At 51.4% G+C, this 24,469-nt stretch carries 19 protein-coding genes; 8 read left to right on the top strand and 11 right to left on the bottom strand.

The window, feature by feature from the left end; translation table 11 throughout:
* Positions 1-164: 164 nt before the first annotated feature.
* Both gntK and gntU read left to right on the top strand, forming a co-directional pair.
* Positions 165-698 (top strand): gluconokinase, encoded by a 534-nt coding sequence (gntK, locus tag EDF88_RS16175; protein WP_064514608.1) that lies wholly within the window; start codon positions 165-167, stop codon positions 696-698.
* The gene (gntU, locus tag EDF88_RS16170; RefSeq protein ID WP_064514606.1) at positions 695-2,035 is read left to right on the top strand and encodes a gluconate transporter; all 1,341 of its coding nucleotides are present in this window, start codon (positions 695-697) and stop codon (positions 2,033-2,035) included. The genes gntK and gntU overlap by 4 nt, the downstream gene beginning before the upstream one ends.
* A 119-nt stretch (positions 2,036-2,154) precedes the next feature.
* Here gntU and xylB read toward each other — a convergent pair whose 3' ends face one another.
* Positions 2,155-3,609 carry a xylulokinase gene (gene xylB / locus EDF88_RS16165; RefSeq protein ID WP_134185828.1) on the bottom strand — a complete coding sequence of 485 codons (1,455 nt, stop codon included), beginning with the start codon at positions 3,607-3,609 and terminating at the stop codon, positions 2,155-2,157.
* A 190-nt stretch (positions 3,610-3,799) separates the two neighbouring features.
* Positions 3,800-5,122 (bottom strand): xylose isomerase, encoded by a 1,323-nt coding sequence (gene xylA / locus EDF88_RS16160; RefSeq protein ID WP_134185826.1) that lies wholly within the window; start codon positions 5,120-5,122, stop codon positions 3,800-3,802.
* A gap of 376 nt (positions 5,123-5,498) precedes the next feature.
* Here xylA and xylF point away from each other — a divergent pair, with 376 nt between their 5' ends.
* The 4 genes from xylF to xylR all read left to right on the top strand — a co-directional run bounded on the left by xylF (position 5,499) and on the right by xylR (position 10,522).
* Complete coding sequence (gene xylF / locus EDF88_RS16155) at positions 5,499-6,491, top strand: D-xylose ABC transporter substrate-binding protein (protein ID WP_064514601.1); 993 nt, start codon at positions 5,499-5,501, stop codon at positions 6,489-6,491.
* Between the two features lie 58 nt (positions 6,492-6,549).
* A complete protein-coding gene (locus EDF88_RS16150) occupies positions 6,550-8,082 on the top strand; it encodes a xylose ABC transporter ATP-binding protein (protein WP_134185824.1) in 1,533 nt (510 codons plus the stop codon).
* Positions 8,069-9,250 carry a xylose ABC transporter permease XylH gene (gene xylH, locus EDF88_RS16145; protein ID WP_134185822.1) on the top strand — a complete coding sequence of 394 codons (1,182 nt, stop codon included), beginning with the start codon at positions 8,069-8,071 and terminating at the stop codon, positions 9,248-9,250. The genes EDF88_RS16150 and xylH overlap by 14 nt, the downstream gene beginning before the upstream one ends.
* Before the next feature lie 93 nt (positions 9,251-9,343).
* The gene (gene xylR / locus EDF88_RS16140) at positions 9,344-10,522 is read left to right on the top strand and encodes a D-xylose utilization transcriptional activator XylR (RefSeq protein ID WP_134185820.1); all 1,179 of its coding nucleotides are present in this window, start codon (positions 9,344-9,346) and stop codon (positions 10,520-10,522) included.
* A 78-nt stretch (positions 10,523-10,600) separates the two neighbouring features.
* On the opposite strand, the gene EDF88_RS16135 is transcribed toward xylR, so the two are convergent.
* Positions 10,601-11,434, bottom strand: coding sequence for a protein bax (locus EDF88_RS16135; RefSeq protein ID WP_034460478.1), 834 nt, complete (start codon positions 11,432-11,434; stop codon positions 10,601-10,603).
* A gap of 314 nt (positions 11,435-11,748) precedes the next feature.
* Here EDF88_RS16135 and EDF88_RS16130 point away from each other — a divergent pair, with 314 nt between their 5' ends.
* Both EDF88_RS16130 and avtA read left to right on the top strand, forming a co-directional pair.
* Positions 11,749-13,767, top strand: a complete 2,019-nt coding sequence (locus tag EDF88_RS16130; protein ID WP_134185817.1) for an alpha-amylase — start codon at positions 11,749-11,751, stop codon at positions 13,765-13,767.
* Between the two features lie 188 nt (positions 13,768-13,955).
* Positions 13,956-15,212 (top strand): valine--pyruvate transaminase, encoded by a 1,257-nt coding sequence (gene avtA / locus EDF88_RS16125; RefSeq protein ID WP_134185815.1) that lies wholly within the window; start codon positions 13,956-13,958, stop codon positions 15,210-15,212.
* 100 nt (positions 15,213-15,312) lie between these two features.
* Here the strand turns inward: avtA and EDF88_RS16120 are convergent, their stop codons facing one another.
* The 8 genes from EDF88_RS16120 to EDF88_RS16085 all read right to left on the bottom strand — a co-directional run bounded on the left by EDF88_RS16120 (position 15,313) and on the right by EDF88_RS16085 (position 24,469).
* A complete protein-coding gene (locus EDF88_RS16120; RefSeq protein ID WP_134186039.1) occupies positions 15,313-16,335 on the bottom strand; it encodes a HoxN/HupN/NixA family nickel/cobalt transporter in 1,023 nt (340 codons plus the stop codon).
* Positions 16,336-16,339: 4 nt separating this feature from the next.
* Positions 16,340-18,559: a carbamoyltransferase HypF gene (gene hypF / locus EDF88_RS16115; protein ID WP_134186037.1), complete on the bottom strand. Its 2,220-nt coding sequence runs from the start codon at positions 18,557-18,559 to the stop codon at positions 16,340-16,342.
* Between the two features lie 115 nt (positions 18,560-18,674).
* Positions 18,675-20,825, bottom strand: coding sequence for a formate dehydrogenase subunit alpha (fdhF, locus tag EDF88_RS16110; protein WP_134185813.1), 2,151 nt, complete (start codon positions 20,823-20,825; stop codon positions 18,675-18,677).
* Positions 20,826-20,877: 52 nt separating this feature from the next.
* Entirely contained in the window at positions 20,878-21,423 is a 546-nt protein-coding gene (hydN, locus tag EDF88_RS16105) for an electron transport protein HydN (RefSeq protein WP_064514584.1), read from the bottom strand.
* An 863-nt stretch (positions 21,424-22,286) separates the two neighbouring features.
* Positions 22,287-22,760: a hydrogenase maturation peptidase HycI gene (gene hycI / locus EDF88_RS16100; protein WP_134185811.1), complete on the bottom strand. Its 474-nt coding sequence runs from the start codon at positions 22,758-22,760 to the stop codon at positions 22,287-22,289.
* On the bottom strand, positions 22,753-23,163 hold the full coding sequence (locus tag EDF88_RS16095; protein ID WP_064514579.1) for a formate hydrogenlyase maturation HycH family protein: 411 nt from the start codon (positions 23,161-23,163) through the stop codon (positions 22,753-22,755). The genes hycI and EDF88_RS16095 overlap by 8 nt, the downstream gene beginning before the upstream one ends.
* A complete protein-coding gene (locus EDF88_RS16090) occupies positions 23,163-23,927 on the bottom strand; it encodes an NADH-quinone oxidoreductase subunit B family protein (RefSeq protein WP_134185809.1) in 765 nt (254 codons plus the stop codon). Before EDF88_RS16090 ends, EDF88_RS16095 begins: the two co-directional genes overlap by 1 nt.
* Positions 23,924-24,469 (bottom strand): formate hydrogenlyase complex iron-sulfur subunit, encoded by a 546-nt coding sequence (locus EDF88_RS16085; RefSeq protein ID WP_134185807.1) that lies wholly within the window; start codon positions 24,467-24,469, stop codon positions 23,924-23,926. The genes EDF88_RS16090 and EDF88_RS16085 overlap by 4 nt, the downstream gene beginning before the upstream one ends.

Raw genomic sequence — 24,469 nt, 5'->3', positions numbered from 1 at the left:
GTTACCCGTAACAGTTTTAATATTCCCAAAATAATTCGAGTTGCATCGCGGCGGCAAGAGAAGGAGTTCCGATGAACTTAGTAAACTAAGTGATTCGGACGAGTGAACGCAGCCAACAAAGAGGTAGCTTGAAGAATGAAGGGTATAACAGTCGGAGCTACGCTATGAGCACTACCAACCATGACCACCATATCTACGTCCTGATGGGCGTTTCTGGCAGCGGTAAATCTGCTGTTGCAAGTGAAGTAGCACATCAACTCAAAGCCGCGTTCCTTGACGGTGACTTCCTTCATCCTCGCTGCAATATCATGAAAATGGCATCCGGTGAGCCGCTCAACGATGAAGACCGCAAACCATGGCTGCAAGCGTTAAATGACGCGGCTTTCGCCATGCAACGCACCAATAAAGTCTCCCTCATTGTTTGCTCCGCACTGAAAAAGGTTTATCGCGACCAATTGCGCGACGGTAACCCAAATCTCTCTTTCATCTACATGAAAGGGGATTTTGAAGTCATTGAAAACCGTCTGAAAGCACGTAAAGGTCACTTCTTCAAAACTCAGATGTTGGTCACTCAGTTTGAAACGCTGGAAGAACCAAAAGCTGATGAACCTGATGTTCTGGTGGTGGATATTGACCAAACGCTGGAAGGCGTGGTGGCCAGCACTATTGATGTGATTAATGAAGGCAGTGCGCAGTGAGTACATTAACACTTGTTTTAACAGCAGTAGGTTCGGTTTTACTGCTGCTGTTTTTAGTGATGAAGGCTCGTATGCATGCCTTCGTCGCTTTGATGGTGGTTTCAATTGGTGCAGGGATATTTTCCGGGATGCCGCTCGATAAAATCGCGGCAACCATGGAAAAAGGCATGGGTGGCACACTTGGATTTCTGGCCATCGTCGTCGCACTCGGTGCGATGTTTGGCAAGATTCTTCATGAAACAGGTGCCGTAGATCAGATAGCCGTCAAAATGCTGAAGGCTTTTGGCAAGAGTCGCGCACATTACGCGATTGGCCTCGCGGGTTTAATTTGTGCGCTACCGTTGTTCTTCGAAGTTGCCATTGTTCTGCTGATTAGCGTGGCGTTTTCTATGGCCCGTCATACCGGAACAAACCTGGTCAAATTAGTTATTCCTCTGTTCGCAGGTGTCGCCGCTGCCGCAGCGTTTCTGCTGCCAGGGCCTGCACCCATGTTGCTGGCTTCCCAAATGCACGCCGACTTTGGCTGGATGATTCTGCTAGGCCTGTGCGCCGCCATTCCAAGTATGATTATCGCCGGGCCGTTGTTTGGTAACTTCATCAGTAAATACGTCGAACTGCATATTCCTGACGACATCACCGAACCGCATCTGGGCGAAGGCAAACTGCCATCGTTCGGCTTCAGCCTGTCGCTTATTCTGCTGCCGCTGGTGCTGGTTGGCATGAAAACCATTGCTGCACGTTTCGTCGAACAGGGTTCCACGCTGTACGAATGGCTTGAGTTTATTGGTCATCCGTTCACCGCGATTCTGGTGGCGTGTCTGGTGGCTATTTATGGCCTGGCATATCGTCAGGGAATGGCGAAAGAAAAGGTCATGGAAATCTGCGGCCACGCGCTGCAACCGGCTGGCATTATCTTGCTGGTTATCGGTGCGGGCGGGGTGTTTAAACAAGTGCTGGTGGATTCTGGCGTTGGCCCTGCACTGGGCGAAGCACTGACGGGTTTAGGTTTGCCCATTGCTTTAACCTGTTTTGTGCTGGCTGCTGCGGTTCGCATTATTCAGGGTTCAGCAACGGTTGCTTGCCTGACCGCCGTTGGTCTTGTGATGCCGGTTATTGAGCAGCTGAACTATAACGGCGCACAAATGGCTGCTTTGTCGATTTGTATCGCGGGTGGTTCTATTGTTGTGAGCCATGTTAACGACGCTGGTTTCTGGTTGTTTGGTAAATTCACTGGTGCAACCGAAGGGCAAACCCTGAAGACCTGGACCATGATGGAAACCATCCTCGGCACCACGGGTGCGGTTGTTGGGATGATTGCGTTCTCGCTGCTGTCTTAAGCATTCGAGGTGGATATCGCTAACGCTAATCCACCCAACAACTGTTTTCCGTAGGTCGGATTAGCGCAGCGACATCCGACATTTACTGGGCGGGCACATCACCGCCCAGCAAAATATCTCTATGACATCAACGGCAAAAGCTGCTGATAAATCTGGCTAAACACTTTACGGCGAGTTTTGTAACGCTCATGGCGTGCCATATCTGGCTTGTGTTGCTGCTCAAGCGGTAACTGCGCAAGCATTGATTGCAAAGGTTTATCTGGTGACATGGCGATTTGAGCCAGACGCGCCGCACCCAACGCTGGGCCAACATCACCTCCGGTACGGTAATCCAGCGTTTGCCCACTAATATCTGCCAGCATTTGACGCCAGTACGGGCTACGCGCACCGCCACCGATTAGCGTCACGCTTTGCGGCGTTACCCCACAGGAATGCACCACGTCCATACCTTCAGCCAGCGCATAACCGACCCCCTCAAGCACTGCACGAGCCAACTCTGCCGGGCCATGTTGATGTGTCAGGCCAAAGAAAACCCCTTTTGCCTGAGGATTGTTATGCGGAGTGCGCTCGCCGGAAAGATACGGCAGGAACCACACATCGCCCGCTTCCTCATTCGCTTTTTCAGCAGCTGCCAGTAATGCCGGAACGGTATCTAACCCGGTGAGTTTTGCAGCCCAGTCAAGGCAGGATGCGGCGCTTAGCATCACGGACATCAAGTGCCAGCGGTTTGGCAGCGCGTGGCAGAAACTGTGTACGGCGCTTTCAGGCTTACTGCGAAAGCCATCGCTAACGGCAAAGTAAACGCCAGATGTGCCCAGCGACAACATTGCCTGGCCGACATCCATCATGCCTACGCCAACAGCCCCTGCGGCGTTATCCCCACCGCCTGCAACAACTGGCACAGCGGACATATTCCAGGCCTTAGCCACGTCTTCTTTCAGCTTGCCGGTGATTTCACTGCCTTCGAATAATTCAGGCATTTGCTGGCGGCTCAGCTGGCAGGCGTCGAGCATTTTGTCGCTCCAGTCGCGCTTCGCGACATCCAGCCACATGGTGCCTGCCGCATCGGACATATCGCTGGCGAACACACCGGTCATGCGCAAACGCAGGTAATCTTTCGGTAACAGGACTTTATCTATTTGCGCGAAAACCTCAGGCTCATGGCGTTGAACCCATAGCAGCTTCGGCGCAGTAAAACCTGGCATCATCAGGTTGCCGGTAATCTTGCGAGATTCTGGTACGGCGGCTTCCAGCAGCGCACATTCTTCACCGCAGCGGCCATCGTTCCACAAAATCGCCGGGCGTAAAACGTTCTGCTGTTTATCAAGCAGGGTTGCGCCATGCATTTGCCCGGCAATCCCCAGCGCTTTCACGCCCTGAAGAGAATGCTGCTCGCCAAGTGCTTTCATTGCTCTGTCTGTCGCTTGCCACCAGTGCTCTGGATCTTGCTCAGACCACAACGGGTGGGGGCGTGAAACAGTCAGTGTTTCAGTGCGTGATGCCAACACCTCGCCTTGCTCGTCCAGCAAAATCGCTTTAACACCCGATGTTCCGAGATCGATTCCTATGTACATACCGACTCCTACTTATATGCCCGTCATACTTCAAGTTTCAGGGGGGAGATCCTTTGCCGCGTTACTCGGCAGAGCCTCGCCCCGTTGGGGCCAGCGCAAGCACTGTTCAAAATGCTGAAGCCTTTTGTCCTGCAATTCGAATTATTTAGGGCATTCGCTACAGGTTGCACTTCATGACTACGGCTTAAATTTATTGATCAAAAAGATAATGATTCACCAGGTTTTCCAGTAGCTCCTGATGCCCGCTTTGATGCTGCGGTGCCAGGTTATGCTGCTCAGCGTACTGTGCAATCTGCGCAAGAGACATTTGTCCTTTCAGAATTTGCTGGCCCAGTTCACCATTCCAACCGGCATAACGCTTCGCAACGCGTTTATCCAGTTCACCGTCTTCAATCATACGAGCCGCAATTTTCAGCGATAGTGCCATCACATCCATGGCCCCAATATGACCATAGAACAGATCGTATTTATCGGTGCTTTGGCGGCGCACTTTGGCATCAAAGTTCAGGCCGCCCGTGGTGAAACCACCTGCTTTCAGGATTTCGTACATCACTAATGAGTTTTCTTCCACGCTATTTGGGAACTGGTCGGTATCCCAGCCCAATTGCGGGTCGCCACGGTTGGCATCAACCGAACCAAAGATGCCCAGTGCAATAGCACTGGCGATTTCGTGATGGAACGAGTGACCCGCAAGTGTTGCGTGGTTTGCTTCGATATTTACTTTGATCTCTTTTTCCAGACCAAATTGCTTCAGGAAACCATAAACCGTGGCGACATCGTAATCGTACTGATGCTTCGTTGGTTCTTGTGGTTTTGGTTCGATAAGCAACGTGCCACGGAAACCAATTTTGTGTTTGTGCTCAACGACCATTTGCAAGAAGCGGCCAATTTGCTCGCGTTCTTGACGCAAATCGGTATTGAGCAGGGATTCGTAGCCTTCACGACCACCCCAAAGCACATAGTTTTCACCGCCCAGTTTGTGAGTGGCGTTCATCGCGGTCACCACTTGCGTGGCGGCCCAGGAAAACACTTCCGGATCCGGGTTGGTTGCCGCACCCGCACCAAAGCGTGGATTGGTGAAGCAGTTAGCGGTACCCCACAGCAATTTCACACCGCTTTCTTGCTGCTTTTGCGCCAGCACGTCGATCATTTGTGCGAAGTTGTTCAGATACTCTTTCAGTGACGCGCCTTCTGGCGATACGTCCACATCATGGAAGCAGTAATACGGCACATTCAGTTTGTGGAAGAATTCAAACGCCACATCCGCTTTCAGTTTTGCCAGGCCTAATGCATCGCCTGCTTGTTGCCATGGACGTTCAAAGGAACCGGCACCAAACATGTCGGCACCGTTCCAGCAGAAGTTATGCCAGTAACAGGCGGCAAAACGCAGGTGCTCTTCCATGCGTTTACCCAGAACAATTTCGTCCGGATTGTAGTGGCGGAAGGCCAGAGGGTTAGTGGATTTAGTACCTTCAAAACGTACACGTTCAAGTTGGTCGAAATAGGCTTGCATAATTGACTCCGTAATCATAATCAAGAGGGGGGCGGCAAGTAAGAGATTCTGTAACTATCCTGTATTTTCCTCCGACGTTGCTCAATTACGTTATTTCACACTGCGATTAAGAGAATGCTCAAACGTGCGCCATCTCGCAAAAAATGATGAAAATAAACCAAAAAACAACTCGAGCATTATTCCAGTAAATATCGCAATGAAATGGATTTCTAAATTAAAGTACGATCGCCATCATAAATTAACAATTAAACAAAAAAACGTAATGAGAAGATAAAAATCTGTAATTGCTGGATTGCCATTCACAGACAACAATTGCCCGGTCGATAGATGTTAATAATATTTAATCCGATTTATCCCACCCTACAGGTATAACAAAATGAAGATTAAGAACCTTTTACTAACGTTGTGTGCCTCGCTCGTCCTTACCAGCATCAGCGGTATCGCTAAAGAAGTTAAAATCGGTATGGCAATCGATGATTTACGTCTTGAACGCTGGCAGAAAGACCGCGATATTTTTGTTAAAAAAGCCGAATCGTTGGGCGCGAAAGTCTTTGTACAATCCGCTAATGGCAACGAAGAAACGCAAATGTCGCAAATCGAAAACATGATTAACCGTGGCGTAGATGTGTTGGTCATTATCCCTTACAACGGCCAGGTTTTAAGTAATGTGATTGCCGAAGCAAAAAGAGAAGGGATAAAAGTATTAGCTTATGATCGCATGATTAATAATGCCGACATTGACTATTATATCTCTTTCGATAATGAAAAAGTCGGCGAATTGCAGGCGCAAAGTATTGTTAATAAAGTGCCTTCTGGTAATTATTTTTTAATGGGTGGCTCGCCTGTTGATAATAATGCAAAACTGTTCCGCGCCGGGCAGATGAAAGTATTAAAACCTTATATTGATAGTGGGAAAATAAAGGTTGTCGGCGACCAATGGGCTGATGGTTGGCTGCCTGAGAATGCATTGAAAATTATGGAAAATGCCCTCACCGCCAATAACAACAAAATTGATGCAGTTGTGGCATCAAATGATGCCACTGCGGGTGGTGCAATACAGGCGTTAAGTGCGCAGGGTCTGGCTGGCAAAGTGGCGATTTCCGGGCAGGATGCTGACCTTGCCGGGGTGAAGCGCATTATTGCCGGTACGCAAACCATGACGGTCTATAAGCCCATCACCAAATTGGCAAATACCGCCGCTGAAATTGCCGTGGAATTAGGAGAAGGCAAACAACCTGCATCTGATGCTGTATTGAATAATGGCATTAAAGATGTTCCCTCGCGTCTACTGACACCTATCGAAGTCGATAAAGCCAATATCGATAGCACCGTTGTGGCAGACGGTTTCCACAAGAAGAACGAGCTATAACCCACTCCGCCCGTGTTTTTTGCGCGGGCGATACCTTTAAAGCAGGTAAGGAGGGGTCATGCCTTGTTTACTGGAAATGAAAAATATCACCAAAGCTTTCGGCGTTGTGAAAGCAGTGGATAACGTCAGCCTGGCGGTGGATGCCGGTGAAGTGATGTCCCTTTGTGGTGAAAACGGCTCTGGTAAATCCACGCTGATGAAAGTGCTGTGCGGTATCTATCCCTACGGCAGTTACGAAGGTGACATATGGTTCGCCGGTGAAAAACTTCAGGCGAGCCATATCCGCGATACCGAACGCAAAGGTATTGCGATTATTCACCAGGAGCTGGCTCTGGTTAAACACTTAACAGTACTCGAGAATATTTTCCTCGGTGCTGAGCTTTCACAATATGGCGTGCTGGATTACGACAGCATGACGCTGCGCTGCCAAAAATTGCTGGCGCAGGTGAGCCTGAATATTTCCCCGGATACGCGCGTCGGTTCACTGGGGCTTGGGCAGCAGCAATTGGTCGAAATTGCCAAAGCGCTTAATAAACAAGTGCGCTTACTCATTCTGGATGAGCCTACGGCATCACTAACTGAGCAAGAAACTGGGGTGCTACTAGCAATTATTCGTGATCTACAGGCTCATGGTATTGCCTGTATTTACATCTCCCACAAACTCAATGAAGTGAAAGCTATTTCCGACACCATTTGCGTTATCCGCGATGGGCAACCGATTGGTACACGGGATGCGGCATTGATGCGTGAAGAAGACATCATCACCATGATGGTGGGGCGCGAGCTTACGGCGCTTTATCCTAATGAACCGCATCAGACTGGTGAAGAAGTGCTGCGCGTTGAGCACCTCACTGCCTGGCACCCGGTCAATCGGCATATCAAGCGAGTCAATGACATTTCGTTTTCACTGCATAAAGGTGAAATTCTTGGGATAGCAGGCTTGGTCGGCGCAGGGCGTACCGAAGCTGTGCAGTGTCTGTTTGGCGTCTGGCCGGGCAAGTCTGAAGGTCGTATTTTCATTGATAATCAACCGGTCACTATCGGCAATTGCCAGCAGGCGATAGCTCACGGCATTGCGATGGTGCCAGAAGATCGCAAAAAAGATGGCATCGTGCCGGTCATGGCTGTTGGGCAAAACATCACACTTGCCGCATTAAGCCAGTTTTCTGGCGCGTTAACTCACCTGGATGACGCTGCCGAACAAAACTGCATTCTGCAATCGATTGGGCGACTGAAAGTTAAAACGTCATCACCAGAATTGGCAATCGGTCGCCTGAGTGGTGGCAACCAGCAAAAAGCCATTCTTGCGCGTTGCCTGCTTCTCAATCCACGCATTTTGATTCTCGACGAACCCACGCGTGGCATTGATATCGGCGCGAAATACGAAATCTACAAACTTATTAATCAGCTGGTTCAGCAAGGTATTGCGGTCATTGTTATCTCATCGGAATTGCCGGAAGTGCTCGGCCTGAGTGACAGAGTGCTGGTGATGCATGAGGGGCGAATCAAAGCCAATCTGATTAATAATAACCTGACCCAGGAGCAGGTTATGGAAGCTGCACTGAGGAGCGAAAAGCATGTCGAAAAGTAATCCGTCTGAAATGAAACTCACGGCACCTGCGGCATCACCTTTTGCCGGGCTGCGGGCACTTAATCTCCAGGTTTTTGTCATGATCGCGGCGATTGTGGTGATTATGCTGTTCTTTACCTGGACCACCGAAGGCGCTTATCTCAGTGCCAGAAATATCTCCAATTTGTTACGCCAAACCGCGATCACCGGGATTCTGGCGGTCGGCATGGTGTTCGTCATCATTTCGGCAGAAATCGATCTGTCTGTTGGCTCGATGATGGGTCTGCTGGGCGGAGTGGCCGCCATTTTTGATGTCTGGCTGGGCTGGCCTTTACCGCTCACGATTGCCGTAACGCTGGTTCTTGGCCTCGTTTTAGGTGCGTGGAACGGTTGGTGGGTGGCGTATCGCAAAGTGCCGTCATTTATCGTGACGCTTGCCGGGATGCTGGCGTTTCGCGGTGTGCTGATTGGTATTACTAATGGCACCACCGTGTCGCCAACCAGTGCGGCGATGTCGCAAATCGGGCAAAGTTACCTGCCAGATGGTATTGGCTTTGGTATTGGCACTTTAGGGCTGGTGATTTTTGTTGCCTGGCAATGGCGGATGCGCACTCGACGCCAGGCTCTGGGGCTGGAAACACCCGCCTCCACAGGTGTCGTAGGGCGACAAGCCATCACAGCAGTTATCGTGTTGGGGGCTATCTGGCTACTCAATGATTACCGTGGCGTACCTACACCTGTGCTGATCCTCACGTTATTACTGCTAGCGGGAATGTTTATGGCGACTCGCACAGCGTTTGGCAGACGTATTTACGCGATTGGCGGCAATATCGAGGCGGCGCGGCTATCGGGTATAAATGTGGAGCGCACCAAGCTTGCGGTGTTTGCCATAAACGGTTTGATGGTGGCGATTGCCGGGTTAATTCTCAGCTCGCGATTGGGGGCTGGCTCTCCGTCTGCCGGGAACATTGCTGAACTGGATGCCATTGCAGCATGTGTCATTGGCGGTACGAGTCTTGCTGGCGGTGTGGGAAGCGTTGCTGGGGCGGTGATGGGGGCATTTATCATGGCTTCGCTGGATAACGGCATGAGCATGATGGATGTCCCTACGTTTTGGCAATACATCGTAAAAGGTGCCATTTTATTGCTGGCTGTGTGGATGGATTCAGCAACAAAACGCAAAGCGTAAGTGTGCAAATGTTCACAATGCCGGGGCGATGTTTCCCGGCATTGTTGCAATTGTGGTATTGAGTTTAATGTTTTGTTATCAGGGAATAAAAGCATGTTTGAGAAACGTCATCGCATTACGTTGTTATTCAATGCCAACAAAGCCTACGACCGCCAGGTAGTGGAGGGAGTTGGAGAATATTTGCAGGCGTCTCAATCTGAGTGGGACATTTTTATTGAAGAAGATTTTCGTGCCCGCATCGACAACATCAAAGAGTGGCTAGGCGACGGCGTGATTGCCGATTTTGATGATACTGAAATCCAGCGTTTATTAGATGGGGAGGATGTTCCGATTGTTGGTGTAGGAGGGTCCTACCATTTACCAGAACACTATCCACCCGTACATTACATTGCTACCGACAACCATGCCCTGGTGGAAAGTGCATTTTTGCATCTAAAAGAGAAGGGCGTTCAACGTTTCGCCTTCTATGGTTTGCCGAACTCCAGTGGCAAGCGTTGGGCAATGGAGCGTGAGTACGCTTTTAACCAACTTGTGGCAAAAGAAAAATACCGGGGTGTGGTTTATCAGGGTATAGAAACGGCCCCCGAGAATTGGCAGCATGCGCAAAACCGCCTGGCGGATTGGGTGCAAACACTCCCTCCGCAAACGGGGATTATTGCCGTGACGGATGCACGTGCACGTCACCTGCTGCAAGTTTGCGAACATCTGCATATCCCTGTGCCGGAGAAGCTCTGTGTGATTGGGATAGATAACGAAGAACTAACGCGTTACCTATCGCGCGTGGCGCTCTCATCGGTTGCGCAGGGGACAAGGCAGATGGGCTACCAGGCCGCAAAGTTGTTGCATCGTTTGATGGACAATGAACCACTTGCTTTACAACGCATTCTGGTGCCGCCGGTGCGTGTGGTTGAACGCCGTTCAACGGATTACCGTTCTTTGCATGATCCCGCAGTGATTCAGGCAATGCACTACATCCGAAACCATGCCTGTAAAGGTATCAAAGTTGAGCAAGTTTTGGATGCTGTAGGGATCTCGCGTTCGAATCTCGAGAAGCGGTTTAAAGAAGAAGTTGGTGAGACGATTCATACAATAATTCACACCGAAAAGTTAGAAAAAGCGCGCAGTTTGCTGGTGTCTACGTCTTTGTCTATCAATGAAATATCGCAAATGTGCGGTTACCCATCACTGCAATATTTCTATTCGGTATTTAAAAAAGAGTATGACTCAACGCCGAAAGATCATCGTGAAAGGCATAGTGAAATATTGGTTTAGTGAATGAGTTAAGCAAAAAAAACGCCTTCGAATTGAAGGCGTGAATTATTACTTATTATTAACATTCTATTTTTTTAATTAGTTCGGTGCCATAAAGCGCTGATTGGTTTGGTACATCGCAAATAGGTAATTGTTATAGCTACTACCTTTTGTAGAATACCCTTTCAGCTTATGAATCATATTGCTGGCAGTCACTTCCTGATCCGCTTTACGCAATTGCGCACGTGATTTACGGAAGGAATTATAGGCCGGATGCGTGTTCAAATTTGTTACGTAAGCGTTAACGCCTTCTTTAACTGAATCGTAATGCAAATAGCCTTTAACTTTACCTGGTTCGCTGTTGCAATGGCGCTTGCTGCACTTCATACCAAACAAGTTGTTATTGCTACGGGCAAGTTTAGACGTACCCCAGCCGCTTTCAGCTGCAGCCATCGTTGCCACCATGTTGGTAGGAATGATGTCGACTTTTTCCATCAGCGTATTCCACGGCACACGCTTAGTATTACCATTCCACGCAATTTTGTAGCGCTGGGTAATTCCTTTCAAGCGAGTACGCTCTGATGGTGACCAGCGTTTTTCATACTGCTTAGAAACCAACCAGTTACGGTCTGCAGTAATCGCTGCATTTTGACTAGTAATATATGGCATGACCGTCCGGAGAAACGCTTTTTTTCTAGGTGTTCCGGAAGGGTATTTTCGCAAGTCAGGGAGCGATGCAATTTCACTATTGCGAGAATACTCTTTTTTACTACTTACCAATTTCTTACTGTGTGTCGTTGTGCTTTTGGTCTTAACTATATGGGCTTTATGCGATTTTGGCTCATGTTTACTTGCTAATACCCCAGTTGAAAAACTGAAGGTGAGTAACATAAGTATCGCAGCCCCAAATCGTCGGAAATGGGTTGATATCATTAGATCTCCTGGTCGGATCGTTACGTTTCCAGTGCCTTATTTATAAAAGGTTTCGAATAAAGTAAACGCGGATACTAACAAATTTAGACCTTCTGAGCACCAAAATAAATAATCCGATTCTTAATTGATGTCACGTACGATCTTCTTATGACGGTAAAAAGTATCGTAATATGCGATGGTTATCCCATATTTGAGCAAACTGATAACCCCGTCACTCACCCTATTATCTCATCCCCAACTATCCATTTTGAGGATGAATTCAGTTAATTAAAACAGTGCCAAACTGAATAAAAGATAAACACGGGCTTAACCCTATGAAAAAATTACCTCTGCTATTTCTCCTGTTCCCTGGACTGGTACAAGCCGCCTGGACAGCTCCTGGTTTACCTGCGTTTAAAGAGCAAAATCCAGGGCTATTTGTGAGCGAAGGTAAGCTTGCGAAAGGCATATTACCGCTCAGTCTTAAATCAGATCAGTCATGCTGGCAACCTGCAGAATCAATCAAACTTAACCAGGCGCTGTCGCTTAAACCTTGCGAAGGGGAAGCACCCGTCTGGCGTTTATTTCGTGAAGGAGAGTATCGGGTTCAAATTGATACGCGCAGTGGCACTCCTACGCTCATCCTGAGCGTCAATAGCGAGGCACAAGCCGCTCCTGTTGATGTTACCCGTCAGTGCCCTAAATGGGATGGTAAACCGCTCACAGTGGATGTCAGCAAAACCTTTGCTGAAGGTAGCGAGGTCCGCGATTTCTACAGCGGCGCTACAACAACGGTCAAACAAGGTCAGGTTACGCTGATGCCTGCGGCAAATAGCAACGGCCTGCTGCTTCTGGAATCAGCCTCTACCAAACAGACTGCTCCGTTTAGCTGGCACACTGCCACGGTCTATTTTGTGCTGACTGACCGCTTTGAGAATGGGAATCCGAAAAACGACAACAGCTATGGTCGCCACAAAGATGGCATGCAGGAAATCGGTACCTTCCACGGTGGTGACCTGGCTGGACTAACCCAAAAACTCGATTATCTACAGCAACTGGGTGTGAACGCATTGTGGATAAGCTCGCCTCTCGAGCAAATTCACGGTTGGGTTGGTGGCGGCACAAAAGGGGATTTCCCACACTATGCCTACCACGGTTACTACACCATGGACTGGACAAAACTCGATGCCAATATGGGGACTGAGGATGAACTACGTACGCTGGTAGACGAAGCCCATAAACGCGGCATTCGAATTTTGTTCGACATCGTGATGAACCATACAGGTTATGCAACGCTTGCCGATATGCAGGAATACGATTTTGGTGCGCTGTATCTTAAAGGTGACGAGCTGACTAAAACCCTCGGCAAGCACTGGACAGACTGGAAACCAGGCCCTGGCCAGAGCTGGCACTCCTTTAATGATTACATCAACTTTGGTGATAAAACGGCCTGGCAAAACTGGTGGGGGAAAAACTGGATTCGCACCGATATTGGCAATTACGACTCCCCTGGATTTGACGACCTCACCATGTCGTTGGCCTTCCTGCCAGATTTAAAAACGGAATCCACACAACCGGCGGGCTTGCCGATCTTTTATCGCAATAAACCCGATACCCAAGCAAAAGAAATGGCGGGTGCTACGGTGCGAGATTATCTGACGCATTGGCTGAGCCAATGGGTGCGTGATTACGGCATCGACGGATTCCGGGTGGATACGGCAAAGCATGTCGAAAAAGCCGGCTGGCAGCAGCTTAAAGAGCAATCTGTTACTGCACTGGCCGAATGGAAAAAAGCTAATCCAGATAAAAAGCTGGATGATGCGCCGTTCTGGATGACGGGTGAGTCCTGGGGCCACGGCGTGATGCGGAGCGATTACTACAACAGCGGCTTTGACGCGATGATCAATTTTGATTATCAGGAACAAGCGGCAAAAGCGGTGGATTGCCTGGCAGACATCGATCTCACCTGGCAGCAGATGGCGACTAAGTTGCAGGATTTCAATGTGCTTAGCTACCTTTCCTCGCATGATACCCGCCTGTTCCGCGAAGGCGGTCAGCGTGCGGCCGAATTGCTGTTGCTGGCACCTGGTGCGGTGCAGATTTTCTATGGTGATGAGACTGAGCGCCCATTTGGCCCGACAGGTTCTGACCCGCTTCAGGGAACTCGTTCTGATATGAACTGGGGGCAAAATGTTGCCACTTTGTCGCACTGGCAGAAAATCAGCCAGTTCCGAGCCCGCCACCCGGCAATTGGCGCGGGCATGCAGAACACACTGAGCATGAAGCAAGGGTACGGCTTTAGCCGTGAATCTGCAGGCGACAAAGTAATGGTCGTTTGGGCGGGGAATCAATAACGAATGGCGCTTCGCTTACCCGGTCTACAAATGCACTTGTAGGCCGCAAAGCGAAGCGCAGTACTTAATGCTTTTTATCTTATCTAAAGCAGCATATTCCATGACTGCAACTATCCTTAATGCGTTTGCACCGCGTCTTCTCCGGCGTTATGGTTAGCCTCTTTTTGATAGTCAAAGACCTCTACGTTATGACGTTTTCACTTTTCGGCGACAAATTTACCCGCCATGCAGGCATTACACGCCTGATGGAGGACCTCAACGACGGCCTACGCACACCTGGAGCTATTATGCTCGGTGGCGGTAATCCTGCCCAAATTCCTGCGATGAACGACTACTTCCAGGATCTACTGGCAGACATGCTGGCAAACGGGAAAATGACCGATGCACTATGCAATTACGACGGTCCGCAGGGGAAAAGTGAGTTACTTGGCGCGCTTGCAGAAATGCTGCGTACAGAATTAGGTTGGGATATTGCTCCACAGAATATTGCACTGACTAATGGTAGCCAAAGCGCATTTTTCTACTTGTTTAATCTGTTCGCGGGTCGTTATGCGGATGGCAGCACTAAAAAAGTCCTGTTCCCGCTCGCTCCGGAGTACATCGGTTATGCCGATTCAGGCCTTGAAGAAGACCTGTTCGTCTCTACGCGCCCAAATATCGAGCTGCTGCCAGAAGGCCAGTTTAAATATCACGTCGATTTTGAACACCTGCAAATCGGTCCGGATACCGGCATGATTTGCGTGTCGCGCCCAACCAACCCGACGGGCAACGTCATTACCGATGAAGAGCTGATTAAACTCGACGCTCTGGCGCACCAGCACGGTATTCCACTGGTGATTGATAACGCATATGGCGTACCGTTCCCGGGCATTATTTTCACCGAGGCACGCCCGCTGTGGAATCCGAACATTATCCTTTGCATGAGTCTGTCGAAGCTCGGCTTGCCGGGTAGCCGCTGTGGCATCATCATCGCCAATGAAAAAATCATTTCCGCTATCACCAATATGAACGGCATTATCAGCCTGGCTCCTGGCGGGGTTGGCCCGGCAATGGCCACTGAAATGATTAAGCGTAACGATTTGCTGCGCTTGTCTGAAACAGTGATCAAACCGTTCTATTACCAGCGTGTTCAGGACACGATCGCGACTATTCGTCGCTATTTATCGCCAGAACGCTGCTTAATCCATAAACCGGAGGGGGCGATTTTCCTTTGGTTGTGGTTTAAAGACCTGCCGATTTCGACCGAGCTACTTTATCAGCGCCTGAAAAAGCGCGGTGTATTGATGGTGCCGGGGGATTACTTCTTCCCAGGACTTGATAAGCCGTGGCCGCACACGCATCAGTGCATGCGCATGAACTATGTGCCGGAGCCGGAGAAAATAGAAGCGGGAGTGAAGATCCTTGCCGAAGAGATTGAACGCGCGTGGGCTGAAAGCGGTAATTGATTGAATTGTAACGGTGGATGTCGCTTGCGCTAATCCACCTTACAATGGTTTTCGTAGGTCGGATTAGCGTGAGCGACATCCGACATTATTCTGCAATTCTCTAGCGAACCACCAACGAATCGTACCCCTTCCAACGGTAGTTCAGCATCGACACAATCCAGCAGCCAATAAACAGCCCAACCACGATAAAGCCCGCATTGCCGAGGTTTTCATTTAGCGCATCGACCCACTTCCACATGCCGGAGTGCAGGTTGAATTTATCCGCTAACAACCCTAACGCTTCCATGCCGCCAATAAACAGCGCCACCACAACGGATGTGCCCGTAATCGTCATGTTGTAATAGAGCTTGCGCTGCGGTTTGTTAAACGCCCAGCCATAAGCGCCAACCATAATCATATTGTCGAGCGTATCAATCAGCGCCATGCCGCTGGCAAACAGCGCTGGGAACACCAGAATCGACCATATCGACATCCCGCTGGATGCGCTGGCGGCAGAAATGCCCAAGACGCCAATTTCTGTTGCGGTATCAAACCCTAAACCAAACAAAAAACCGACCAGATACATATGCCAGCTTTTGCTAATCAGCTTAAACGTGGAGCGGAACAGCCAGCTCATCATGCCGCCGCCGTTAAAATCGGTGTCTTCGGCCGACAGCGACTCGCCACGTTTTAACTGACGGAAATTGCGCCATACGCCGCGTAAAATCACCAGATTGACCAGCGCCATTGCCAGCAAGAAACACGCCGATACGGCAGTGCCAATCACGCCGCCCACATCATGGAACCAGTCCATATCATTTTGAAATGCCGCCGCGGTTGCGGCAATCGCGATAGACGCCAGCACCACAATGCTGGAATGGCCGAGTGAGAACCAGGCGCCGATACCAAACGGGCGTTTCCCTTGCTGCATCATCTTGCGCGTCACGTTATCAATTGCCGCGATATGGTCGGCGTCCACCGCATGACGCAAACCGTAGCACCAGGCCAGGAGACTGGCGGCCATCAGCGCGGTGCTGTGGTGAAACGAAACCAGCGCCCAGGCCCAGGCGGCAAGATTGGCTGCGACTAAAACCACCAACAAAACAGCGGCACGCGGATTATCACGAAGAACACGCAATAACATCATTTTATCCTTGTGGGGGAAGGGTGATACGGGCGGCGGCAACAAGCGCCTGGCCCAATGCAAGGGCACCGTCACCGGCAGGCAACTGTGTCGGGAAGAGCAGGTTGAAATCTGCTAGGTGATACGAAAATCTTTCGCGCATCAGGCGGTTATGCAGCACGCCGCCGCTGAAAACGAGAGTCTTTATGGCGAGCCTTTGCGCATGGCTGCGGGCTAAATCAGCAAAACCTTTTGCCAGGGCGTCATGAAATGCCCAGGCACGAGCGGACGCGCAATCATGCCAGCTCAACCACTGCTGCCAGAATGTCGCCATGTCGAGCTGGCCTGCGATAACCGGCAGCGTAACGGGGTGGAGGCACCCGCGACTTTGTGACGCCAGTGCTTCGAAGCGGCAGGCGGCTTCCCCTTCATAGCTTTGCTGTAAGGGCGTGCAGTGCAGCGCCGCTGCGGCGGCATCGAAAAGGCGGCCCGTGGAGGAGGCGACTGGCGCATTAATGCCACGTTCAATGGCAGTGGCCAGCAATGGCCAGTTTTGTGCGCGAATGACGGCCGTTTCCGGGTGGCGTTGCCAGCCATGTACAAACGCCAGGCAATGGGCGAGCAGGTTACGCCATGGCTGGCGAGCGGCGAGGTCACCACCAGGCAGCGCCACTGCAGGCAAGCCCCCGAGATGTTCACAGTCGCGATAGTTAACCCGCAGGCATTCGCCGCCCCACAGCTGGTCGTTCTCGCCATAACCAATGCCATCAAGAGTTAGGGCAATCACATCGCCACCATCCAGTGGCCAGTTGTGTTCAGCCATACACGCCACCGCGTGAGCGTGATGATGTAAAACGGTGCTCACTGGCAAACCCATTTCTTTCCCGATGCGGGAGCTGTGGTAGCCGGGATGCGCGTCTATGGCGACATGTTGCGCTTTAAAATCATAAGCCTCACACATTAACGTGCGCGCTTTTTGCCACTGCTGTTCCACGCCTTCTTCAGCGAGATCGCCCAGATGCTGGCTCAGCACCGCCTTGTTGCCGCGCAGCAAGCAGAAGGTGTTTTTCAGGTCAGAGCCTAACGCCAGAATTGGCGGCAGTGCGTCAAAACCTGGGGGTAACGGAAGTGCATCTGGCACAAAACCTCTGGCACGACGCAGCATCTCACCGTTTGCCCGTACCACGGAATCATCCATGCGCTGGACGATATCGCGGTTGTGCAGCAACCAGCCGTCGGCAATCTCAGCCAACTCTTCAACCGCCTGCTGATTGGTTATGGCGGGCGGTTTGCCGTTTAAATTGCCGGATGTCATCACCAGCGGGCCGCCAAAATCCTGCATCAAAAGGTGTTGTAGCGGGTTGGCGGGTAACATCACGCCAACTTCGCTTAGGCCCGGGGCGATAAACGTGCTTAACCCGTGCAAAGCAGATTTCGCCATTAGCACAATCGGTGCCGCTGGCGTGTTGAGCTGTGCCGTTACCTCTGCGGGCAACCGGTGCGAATCGGGCAGCATGACAGCCAGCGGTTTAGAAGGGCGATGTTTGCGGGCGCGTAAGCGCGAAACGGCGGCATCGTTGCTTGCATCAACCGCCAGGTGGAACCCACCCAGCCCTTTAATCGCGACGATTTTCCCGTCTTTTAACGCTGCAATGGCTGCTTGTAACGCCTCTTCGCGCGCAAGTTTTTGCTCGCCACATTGCCAGCTAATTTGCGGCCCGCACTCAGGGCAGGCGACAGGCTGGGCATGGAAGCGGCGGTCCATTGGGTCGCGGTACTCTTTTTCGCACGCCGGGCAGAGCGGGAACGCAGCCATCACCGTGTTTGGGCGGTCATAGGGCATGGCATTAATTATCGTAAAGCGCGGGCCACAGTGGGTGCAGTTGATAAACGGATAACGGTAGCGACGATCGTGCGGGTCATTCAGCTCGCGCAGGCAATCCGGACAGGTTGCGGCATCCGGAACGATTTGCGTGTCCATCGAGCTGCTCGCGCTGTGGCGAATGGTGAAATCATGGGGGAGTGTTTCCCACAGCATTGTCGATTGTTCAATGCTATCGATACGCGCCAGTGGCGGGCATTTGGCGTGAAGCTGGGTGATAAACGCATCGGCGGGGGAAGTCAGGCGCACCAACACACCGGCGCCGTCATTGCAGACATCGCCTGTGAGTTTGAGAAGTTGTGCCAGTTGCCAGACGAATGGCCTGAAGCCAACGCCCTGTACTTTGCCGCGAATGCGTAGCATCACGCCGTTAAAATTCACTATAGGTACTCGTCTGGGGAAATTTTGTCGGATGTCGCTTACGCTAATCCGACCTACAAAACCCGTAGGAGGGATTAGCGCAGCGTCATCCACCGTTTTAAGCTTCTACTGCCTGGCGCAAACGCGCTTTCATATCGCTATACGTCGTCTGAGCGTAGTTTTCTGCCCACTGCTGGTCGGCAATTTGGCTGACGTTGACCGCGCAATACTTGGTTTCCGGTGTTTTGGAAATCGGGTCAAGGTTGTCCTGAGTCAGCTCATTACAAGCCCCAATCCACCACTGGTAAGTCATGTACACCGAGCCCACGTTAATGCGCTCGTTCACTTCGGCACGGCTGATAACTTTGCCGCGACGCGAACTGACCCACACCAGTTGCTTGTCTTTAATCCCAAGCAGGTTGGCATCTGTCGGGTTCATCTGCACAAAACCAGGTTCATCGGCCAGAGTCTGCAATGCAGCACAGTTCCCGGTCATTGAACGGCAGGAGTAGTGGCCGACTTCACGCACGGTGCACAGCACCAGTGGATATTCGGCATCCGGTACTTCGGCTGGCGCACGCCACTGCGCCGCAAACAGCTGGCCTTTGCCGGTTGGGGTGTCGAACTTGCTGTCTTTGTAGAGATACGGCGTACCCGGGTGATCGAGTGTCGGACACGGCCACTGTACATGGCCCATATCGCCCATTTTCTCGTAGGTTACGCCATAGAAAAGCGGGCAGAGTTCACGCAGTTCATCCCAGATTTGCTGGTTGTTGTCGTAGTGCATTGGGTAGCCCATCTCGGTGGCGAGCAGGCTGATAATTTCCCAGTCACGTTTGACGTTGTACTTCGCATCAATGGCTTTTTCAAAACGCTGGAAACCGCGGTCAGCACAAGTAAACACGCCGCCGTGTTCGCCCCAGGAAGTGGCTGGCAAAATAACGTCGGCCACTTCAGCGGTTTTGGTCATAAAGATGTCCTGCACGACGACAAAATCGAGCGCTTCAAAACCTTTGCGTACCAGGCCAAGATCGGCTTCGGTCTGCAACGGGTCTTCGCCCATGATGTAGTAGGCTTTCATCTCGCCATGGATAGCCATATGCGGTACTTCGGTGATACGCACGCCAACCTGGTCGTCCATATCTTCAACGTTGATGCCCCAGGCTTTGGCGAATTTCGCACGTACTTCTGGGTCAACCACATCCTGGTAACCCGGGAACTGGTTTGGTAGCACGCCCATGTCACACGCGCCCTGCACGTTGTTCTGGCCACGAACCGGGCCAACGCCGACGTTTTCACGCCCGAGGTTTCCGGTCAGCAGCGCAAGGCTTGAAAGCCCTTTCACTACGTCAACCGCCTGGCCGAACTGTGTCACGCCCATACCCCACATAATGGTGGCTGAAGGTGCGGCGGCAAAAGTACGCATTGCCTGACGCACCTGGTGCGCCGGAACACCGGTCAGGTGCTCAACGTCTTCTGGCGCGTAGTCTTTAACCACTTCACGGTAAGCGTCCAGGCCTTCGGCAAATTTCGCAACGTACTCGGTGTCGTAGAGATTCTCTTCGAGCAGCACGTAACCAAAGGCATTCACCAACGCCATATTGCAGCCGTTTTTCAGTTGCAGATGCTGATCGGCAATACGCGCGGTTTCGATGCGGCGCGGATCGCAAACAATGATTTTCGCGCCATGTTCTTTGGCTTTAATCACACGACGCGCCACGATCGGGTGCGAATCGGCGCAGTTATAGCCAAACACCAACAGGCATTTTGAGTTTTCGATATCGCCGATGGAGTTACTCATCGCGCCATTACCCAGCGTCACCTGCAAACCTGCGACCGACGGCCCGTGGCAAACACGCGCACAGCAGTCAACGTTGTTGGTATGCAGCACACCGCGTGCAAACTTCTGCATCACATAGTTGGTTTCGTTACCTGTCCCACGTGACGAACCTGTCGTCATAATTGAGCGTGGGCCATGCTGCTCTTTGATAGCTTTCAGGCGTTTAGCCGTGTAGCTAATCGCCTCTTCCCAGCTCACCGGCTGAAGCTTGCCGCCTTTTTCATAGCGGATCATTGGCTGCGTCAGACGCGGTGTGAGCAGCTTGGTATCGTTGAGAAAATCCCAGCCGTAATAGCCTTTCAGGCAGAGTTCATTTTGGTTAGTCACGCCATCAGCCGCTTCGGCACGGATAATTTTGTTCTTCTCAACAACCAGTTTCAGTTTGCAGCCTGCACCACAGTAAGGGCAGACGCTGGTAATTTTTTTCATCAGTAACAGACCTGTTAAAAGTTGAAAATTTCGTTCCCGTCAGGGGATGAAATTAGAAAATCAGGGATGAAGTTGCATCGAACGCAGCACGGCGGCGTTTTTCGGCACTCATTTGTTCAAGTTTATTGCGATCAACACAGATAATTGCGTTGGTTGGGCAGGCTTCCATACAGGCCGGGCCTTCTGAACGGGTGTGGCAAAGGTCGCATTTATTCGCTTCGGCTTTTTCTGCCATCACGTTAAGACCTGCACCGCTGTTACGTACAACAGGGCGAACAACCACTTCCATTGCGCCATACGGGCAGGCAACCACACAGGTTTTGCAGCCGATGCAACGTTCTTGCATCACATTCACAAACCCATGCTCGCGGCTGATTGCGCCATTAGGACAAACGTTGGCGCACGGTGCGTCTTCGCACTGGCGGCACATTGTCGCGGTGGAAACATTCACGCCTTTAATCACATGAATACGTGGAAGGAAGGTTTGCGGTGTTAATACCGCGCAATCTTGTGCTTCCTGATGTGCTACGACACAGGCCACTTCGCAAGTGCGACAGCCAATACATTTGCTCGAATCAGCAATGATGAAACGGTTCATCATAGACTCCTGGATAGAGTGTTTTTTTATAAGACTGCTCTAGGCATACATAAAGTGTGCCAACTTTGAAACTAGCGTGATTCAAGGCTTTGCGTATTGATCGGGGGAGGGGTGACAGTGACTTCGACACATTTGACGATGTCATTTGGGCAGATGACAGAAGGATGTTTACTCACCTTCACCCCAGTCCTTTCCCTGAGGGCTGTCTCTTACACGCATTCCTCACTGGTAATCTGTCAGGGCTAGATTTGTTAGATGAGAGGTTTTCCGTTCACCCGAACGTTACGCTATCTCATAGTTGCCAGCGAACGGTGAACGTGCCAGGTGGATAACGACATCCCCCTGGCGACCCCGTCGCCCGGTTTTTAAATTGCCGCTGCGCGGTAAACCCCAGCTTATCCCCAACGTTCAGGGTCGTTCGCGACTCGCTCCCGGCGATCGCTCACTTTCGCTGCTCCCGGCAGCTCAACCCTGACTTATGGGTAACGCCGGGGCAATTTATACCGGGAACAAGGTCAAAACCGGTTCGGCTTTTGACCTTAGATTTTGACGTTGACCTTTGAGTCCGGCATAAATCGCCTCCGGTTTGACTGTAAGGCCGGGTCGAGCCATCGGGAACGGCGAGAGGTTGTGATCGCTGGGAGCGCGTCACAACCGACCCTGGGACTGAAAGGAAAAACGGAGGTTTACTGCGAAGCAGCGATTTAATCGCCGGGAGTCAGGGTTCTTAGGGTGACGACGGTGGTCACCCTAAGTCGTTCACCGTTTCGGTAAGCACAGGGGACACTGAACGTTTAGTGAACGGAACCTTCTCCGGATCGGCAGGATTTGCCCTTCAAAGGTCCGTATAAGCGACAGCCCTATTACTCGAACTCCGGCGCTTCTAAATCCGCAAAACCGCCTTTACCTTCCCAGCCCGCCAGACGTTGATACACCGTTTCCACCGCAGCTTTTATCGCGTCGGTCATCGGGTAGTAAAAGCCGACAATATCAGGCTGAATGCCGAGGAAAATCACCTCGCCAACATCTTCTTTAATCTGATCGATTAAATAGTTAAGCGGCATGTTGTGGGTGGTCATCATAAACATTTCAGCGATATCGTCCGGGTCGATGACACGGATTTCGCCTGGGTTCAGTCCCATATCTGTGGCATCAACCAGCAGCAATCTTTCCGGGCGCAATTCGCGAATTGCCACCACATCATTTTCAGGAGCGGTGCCGCCGTCAATAACAATCCAGTCGCCTTGTGGGGCGGCCTGGCATTTCTCGGCAAGTAGCGGGCCTGCGCCATCGTCACCCATCATGCTGTTGCCGACACACAGTAAAACGTTAGTCATAGCGTCTCCGTACCATCAAATAAATGGCGGGTTCTTGTTGAATAGCTTGCAGCATATCGAGCAATTCCTGGCTCCACTCTTGCTGCTGCTCAGTTTGCGTGGGTTTGGCGGCATCAAACGCTTTCGCCAGCAAAACCACGTGGCTTTGGTCGATAACGATTTCACCGTAACGCGGCACACCTTCCATTTTGCGCCGCGCTTCGCTGCCCTCTTCAAGCGTGGAAATCCACGCTTTGTAAGGCTCATACGAGCAAACCAGGTTCTCTTTCAGGCAGTCGATAACGCCGAGGTGGTGGCCGATTGCCAGGCTGTAATAAACCACCTGCTGCGCATCACTCGGTGTGTTGTCGTTTTCATCGACAAACTTACGGCTAAGCTGGCAAAACACCACCGACTCGCTCATTACACGCGCTCCTGCTTAACCAGATCTTCCAGATGCGTGACGATTTCAGTCAGACGCGGATCGTTCTCGTGCGCCAGCCACTGCTGAACGCTGCCGCCACCGGCGGTGAGGTTTTCCATATAGCTGTCAGCAATCTGGCGGCCATAGCGATAACCCGCAAGGCTGCGTGCGGCACGGTCGATACGAACACGCAATGGCTGAACCATATCCGGGTGCAGAATTTGCGCCGGTTGTGCATCCATTTCACTGGCTTCACGCGCGTGGATTTTTTGCTCCAGCAGACCAAGCGCCATCGCAAAACCATACAGCGTTGCCGCAGGCGTTGGAGGGCAACCCGGAATATAGACATCCACCGGAACGATTTTGTCGGTGCCGCCCCAGACGCAATACAGGTCGTGGAAGATACCGCCGCTGTTACCGCACGCGCCGTAGGAGATGCAAATTTTAGGGTCCGGCGCTGATTCCCAGGCACGTAGCGCGGGGGAACGCATGGCGCGAGTCACAGCGCCGGTAAACAGTAAAATATCCGCGTGACGAGGAGATGGAACAACTTTAATCCCGAAGCGTTCTGCATCGAAAAGTGGCGAAAGGGTAGCAAAAATTTCAATTTCGCAGCCGTTGCAACCGCCACAGTCAACGCGATAAACATACGCGGAACGCTTAATTTTTTTGAGCAGTGAGGCTTTCATGCTGGCGATGGATTCATCCACCGTCATTGGTACTGGCATGCCTTTATCGTCACGTGGACCGAGTAACATACTCATGAGCGCACCTCTCTTATCTGGCGGCTAAGATCGATTTGGTCGGAAGAGACCAGGCTTTGCTGGCGTTTGCATTCCGGGCAAGTTTCAAACGAGGTGCGATGCGCTTCGGCAAGCTTGTCGCCATTGTGCTCAAGCAAGGCAATCGCGTAATCAATCTCTTTTTGTACCGCGAAAGGCTTGCTGCACTGGCGGCAGTTGCACAGGTCAAAACGCGCCTGTTGCAGGAAGTCGGCTTTGTTCCAGACGGCCAGTTCGTATTCCTGAGAAAGCTTGATGGCAGCCGTTGGGCAAACTTCTTCACAGCGTGCGCAGAAAATGCAGCGCCCAAGGTTGAAGGTCCACGCCAGTTGCCCCGCCACGAGGTCGGTTTCCACCGTTAATGCGTTCGATGGGCAGGCGTTAACACACGCCGCACAGCCGATACATTGCTGTGGATTATGTTCCGGTTTACCACGGAAGTTCGGATCCACGGCTATCGGTTGTAGCGGGTACGACTCAGTGGCCACGCCGCCTTTAATGGCTTTTTTGATGAAGTTAAACAT

Origin of the sequence: Buttiauxella sp. BIGb0552 (assembly GCF_004366275.1) — a bacterium.
GTDB classification, from domain to species: domain Bacteria; phylum Pseudomonadota; class Gammaproteobacteria; order Enterobacterales; family Enterobacteriaceae; genus Buttiauxella; species Buttiauxella gaviniae.
This window is presented reverse-complemented; position numbering and strand designations above follow the sequence as displayed.

Coding starts and splice junctions, on each gene's coding strand:
- hydN (WP_064514584.1), bottom strand. CDS start 21,423: ATGAACCGTTTCATCATTGCTGATTCGAGCAAATGTATTGGCTGTCGC.
- EDF88_RS16150 (WP_134185824.1), top strand. CDS start 6,550: ATGCCTTGTTTACTGGAAATGAAAAATATCACCAAAGCTTTCGGCGTT.
- fdhF (WP_134185813.1), bottom strand. CDS start 20,825: ATGAAAAAAATTACCAGCGTCTGCCCTTACTGTGGTGCAGGCTGCAAA.
- EDF88_RS16095 (WP_064514579.1), bottom strand. CDS start 23,163: ATGAGCGAGTCGGTGGTGTTTTGCCAGCTTAGCCGTAAGTTTGTCGAT.
- EDF88_RS16085 (WP_134185807.1), bottom strand. CDS start 24,469: ATGTTTAACTTCATCAAAAAAGCCATTAAAGGCGGCGTGGCCACTGAG.
- xylF (WP_064514601.1), top strand. CDS start 5,499: ATGAAGATTAAGAACCTTTTACTAACGTTGTGTGCCTCGCTCGTCCTT.
- xylB (WP_134185828.1), bottom strand. CDS start 3,609: ATGTACATAGGAATCGATCTCGGAACATCGGGTGTTAAAGCGATTTTG.
- hypF (WP_134186037.1), bottom strand. CDS start 18,559: ATGCTACGCATTCGCGGCAAAGTACAGGGCGTTGGCTTCAGGCCATTC.
- hycI (WP_134185811.1), bottom strand. CDS start 22,760: ATGACTAACGTTTTACTGTGTGTCGGCAACAGCATGATGGGTGACGAT.
- avtA (WP_134185815.1), top strand. CDS start 13,956: ATGACGTTTTCACTTTTCGGCGACAAATTTACCCGCCATGCAGGCATT.
- EDF88_RS16090 (WP_134185809.1), bottom strand. CDS start 23,927: ATGAGTATGTTACTCGGTCCACGTGACGATAAAGGCATGCCAGTACCA.
- xylR (WP_134185820.1), top strand. CDS start 9,344: ATGTTTGAGAAACGTCATCGCATTACGTTGTTATTCAATGCCAACAAA.
- EDF88_RS16130 (WP_134185817.1), top strand. CDS start 11,749: ATGAAAAAATTACCTCTGCTATTTCTCCTGTTCCCTGGACTGGTACAA.
- EDF88_RS16135 (WP_034460478.1), bottom strand. CDS start 11,434: ATGATATCAACCCATTTCCGACGATTTGGGGCTGCGATACTTATGTTA.
- EDF88_RS16120 (WP_134186039.1), bottom strand. CDS start 16,335: ATGTTATTGCGTGTTCTTCGTGATAATCCGCGTGCCGCTGTTTTGTTG.
- xylH (WP_134185822.1), top strand. CDS start 8,069: ATGTCGAAAAGTAATCCGTCTGAAATGAAACTCACGGCACCTGCGGCA.
- xylA (WP_134185826.1), bottom strand. CDS start 5,122: ATGCAAGCCTATTTCGACCAACTTGAACGTGTACGTTTTGAAGGTACT.
- gntK (WP_064514608.1), top strand. CDS start 165: ATGAGCACTACCAACCATGACCACCATATCTACGTCCTGATGGGCGTT.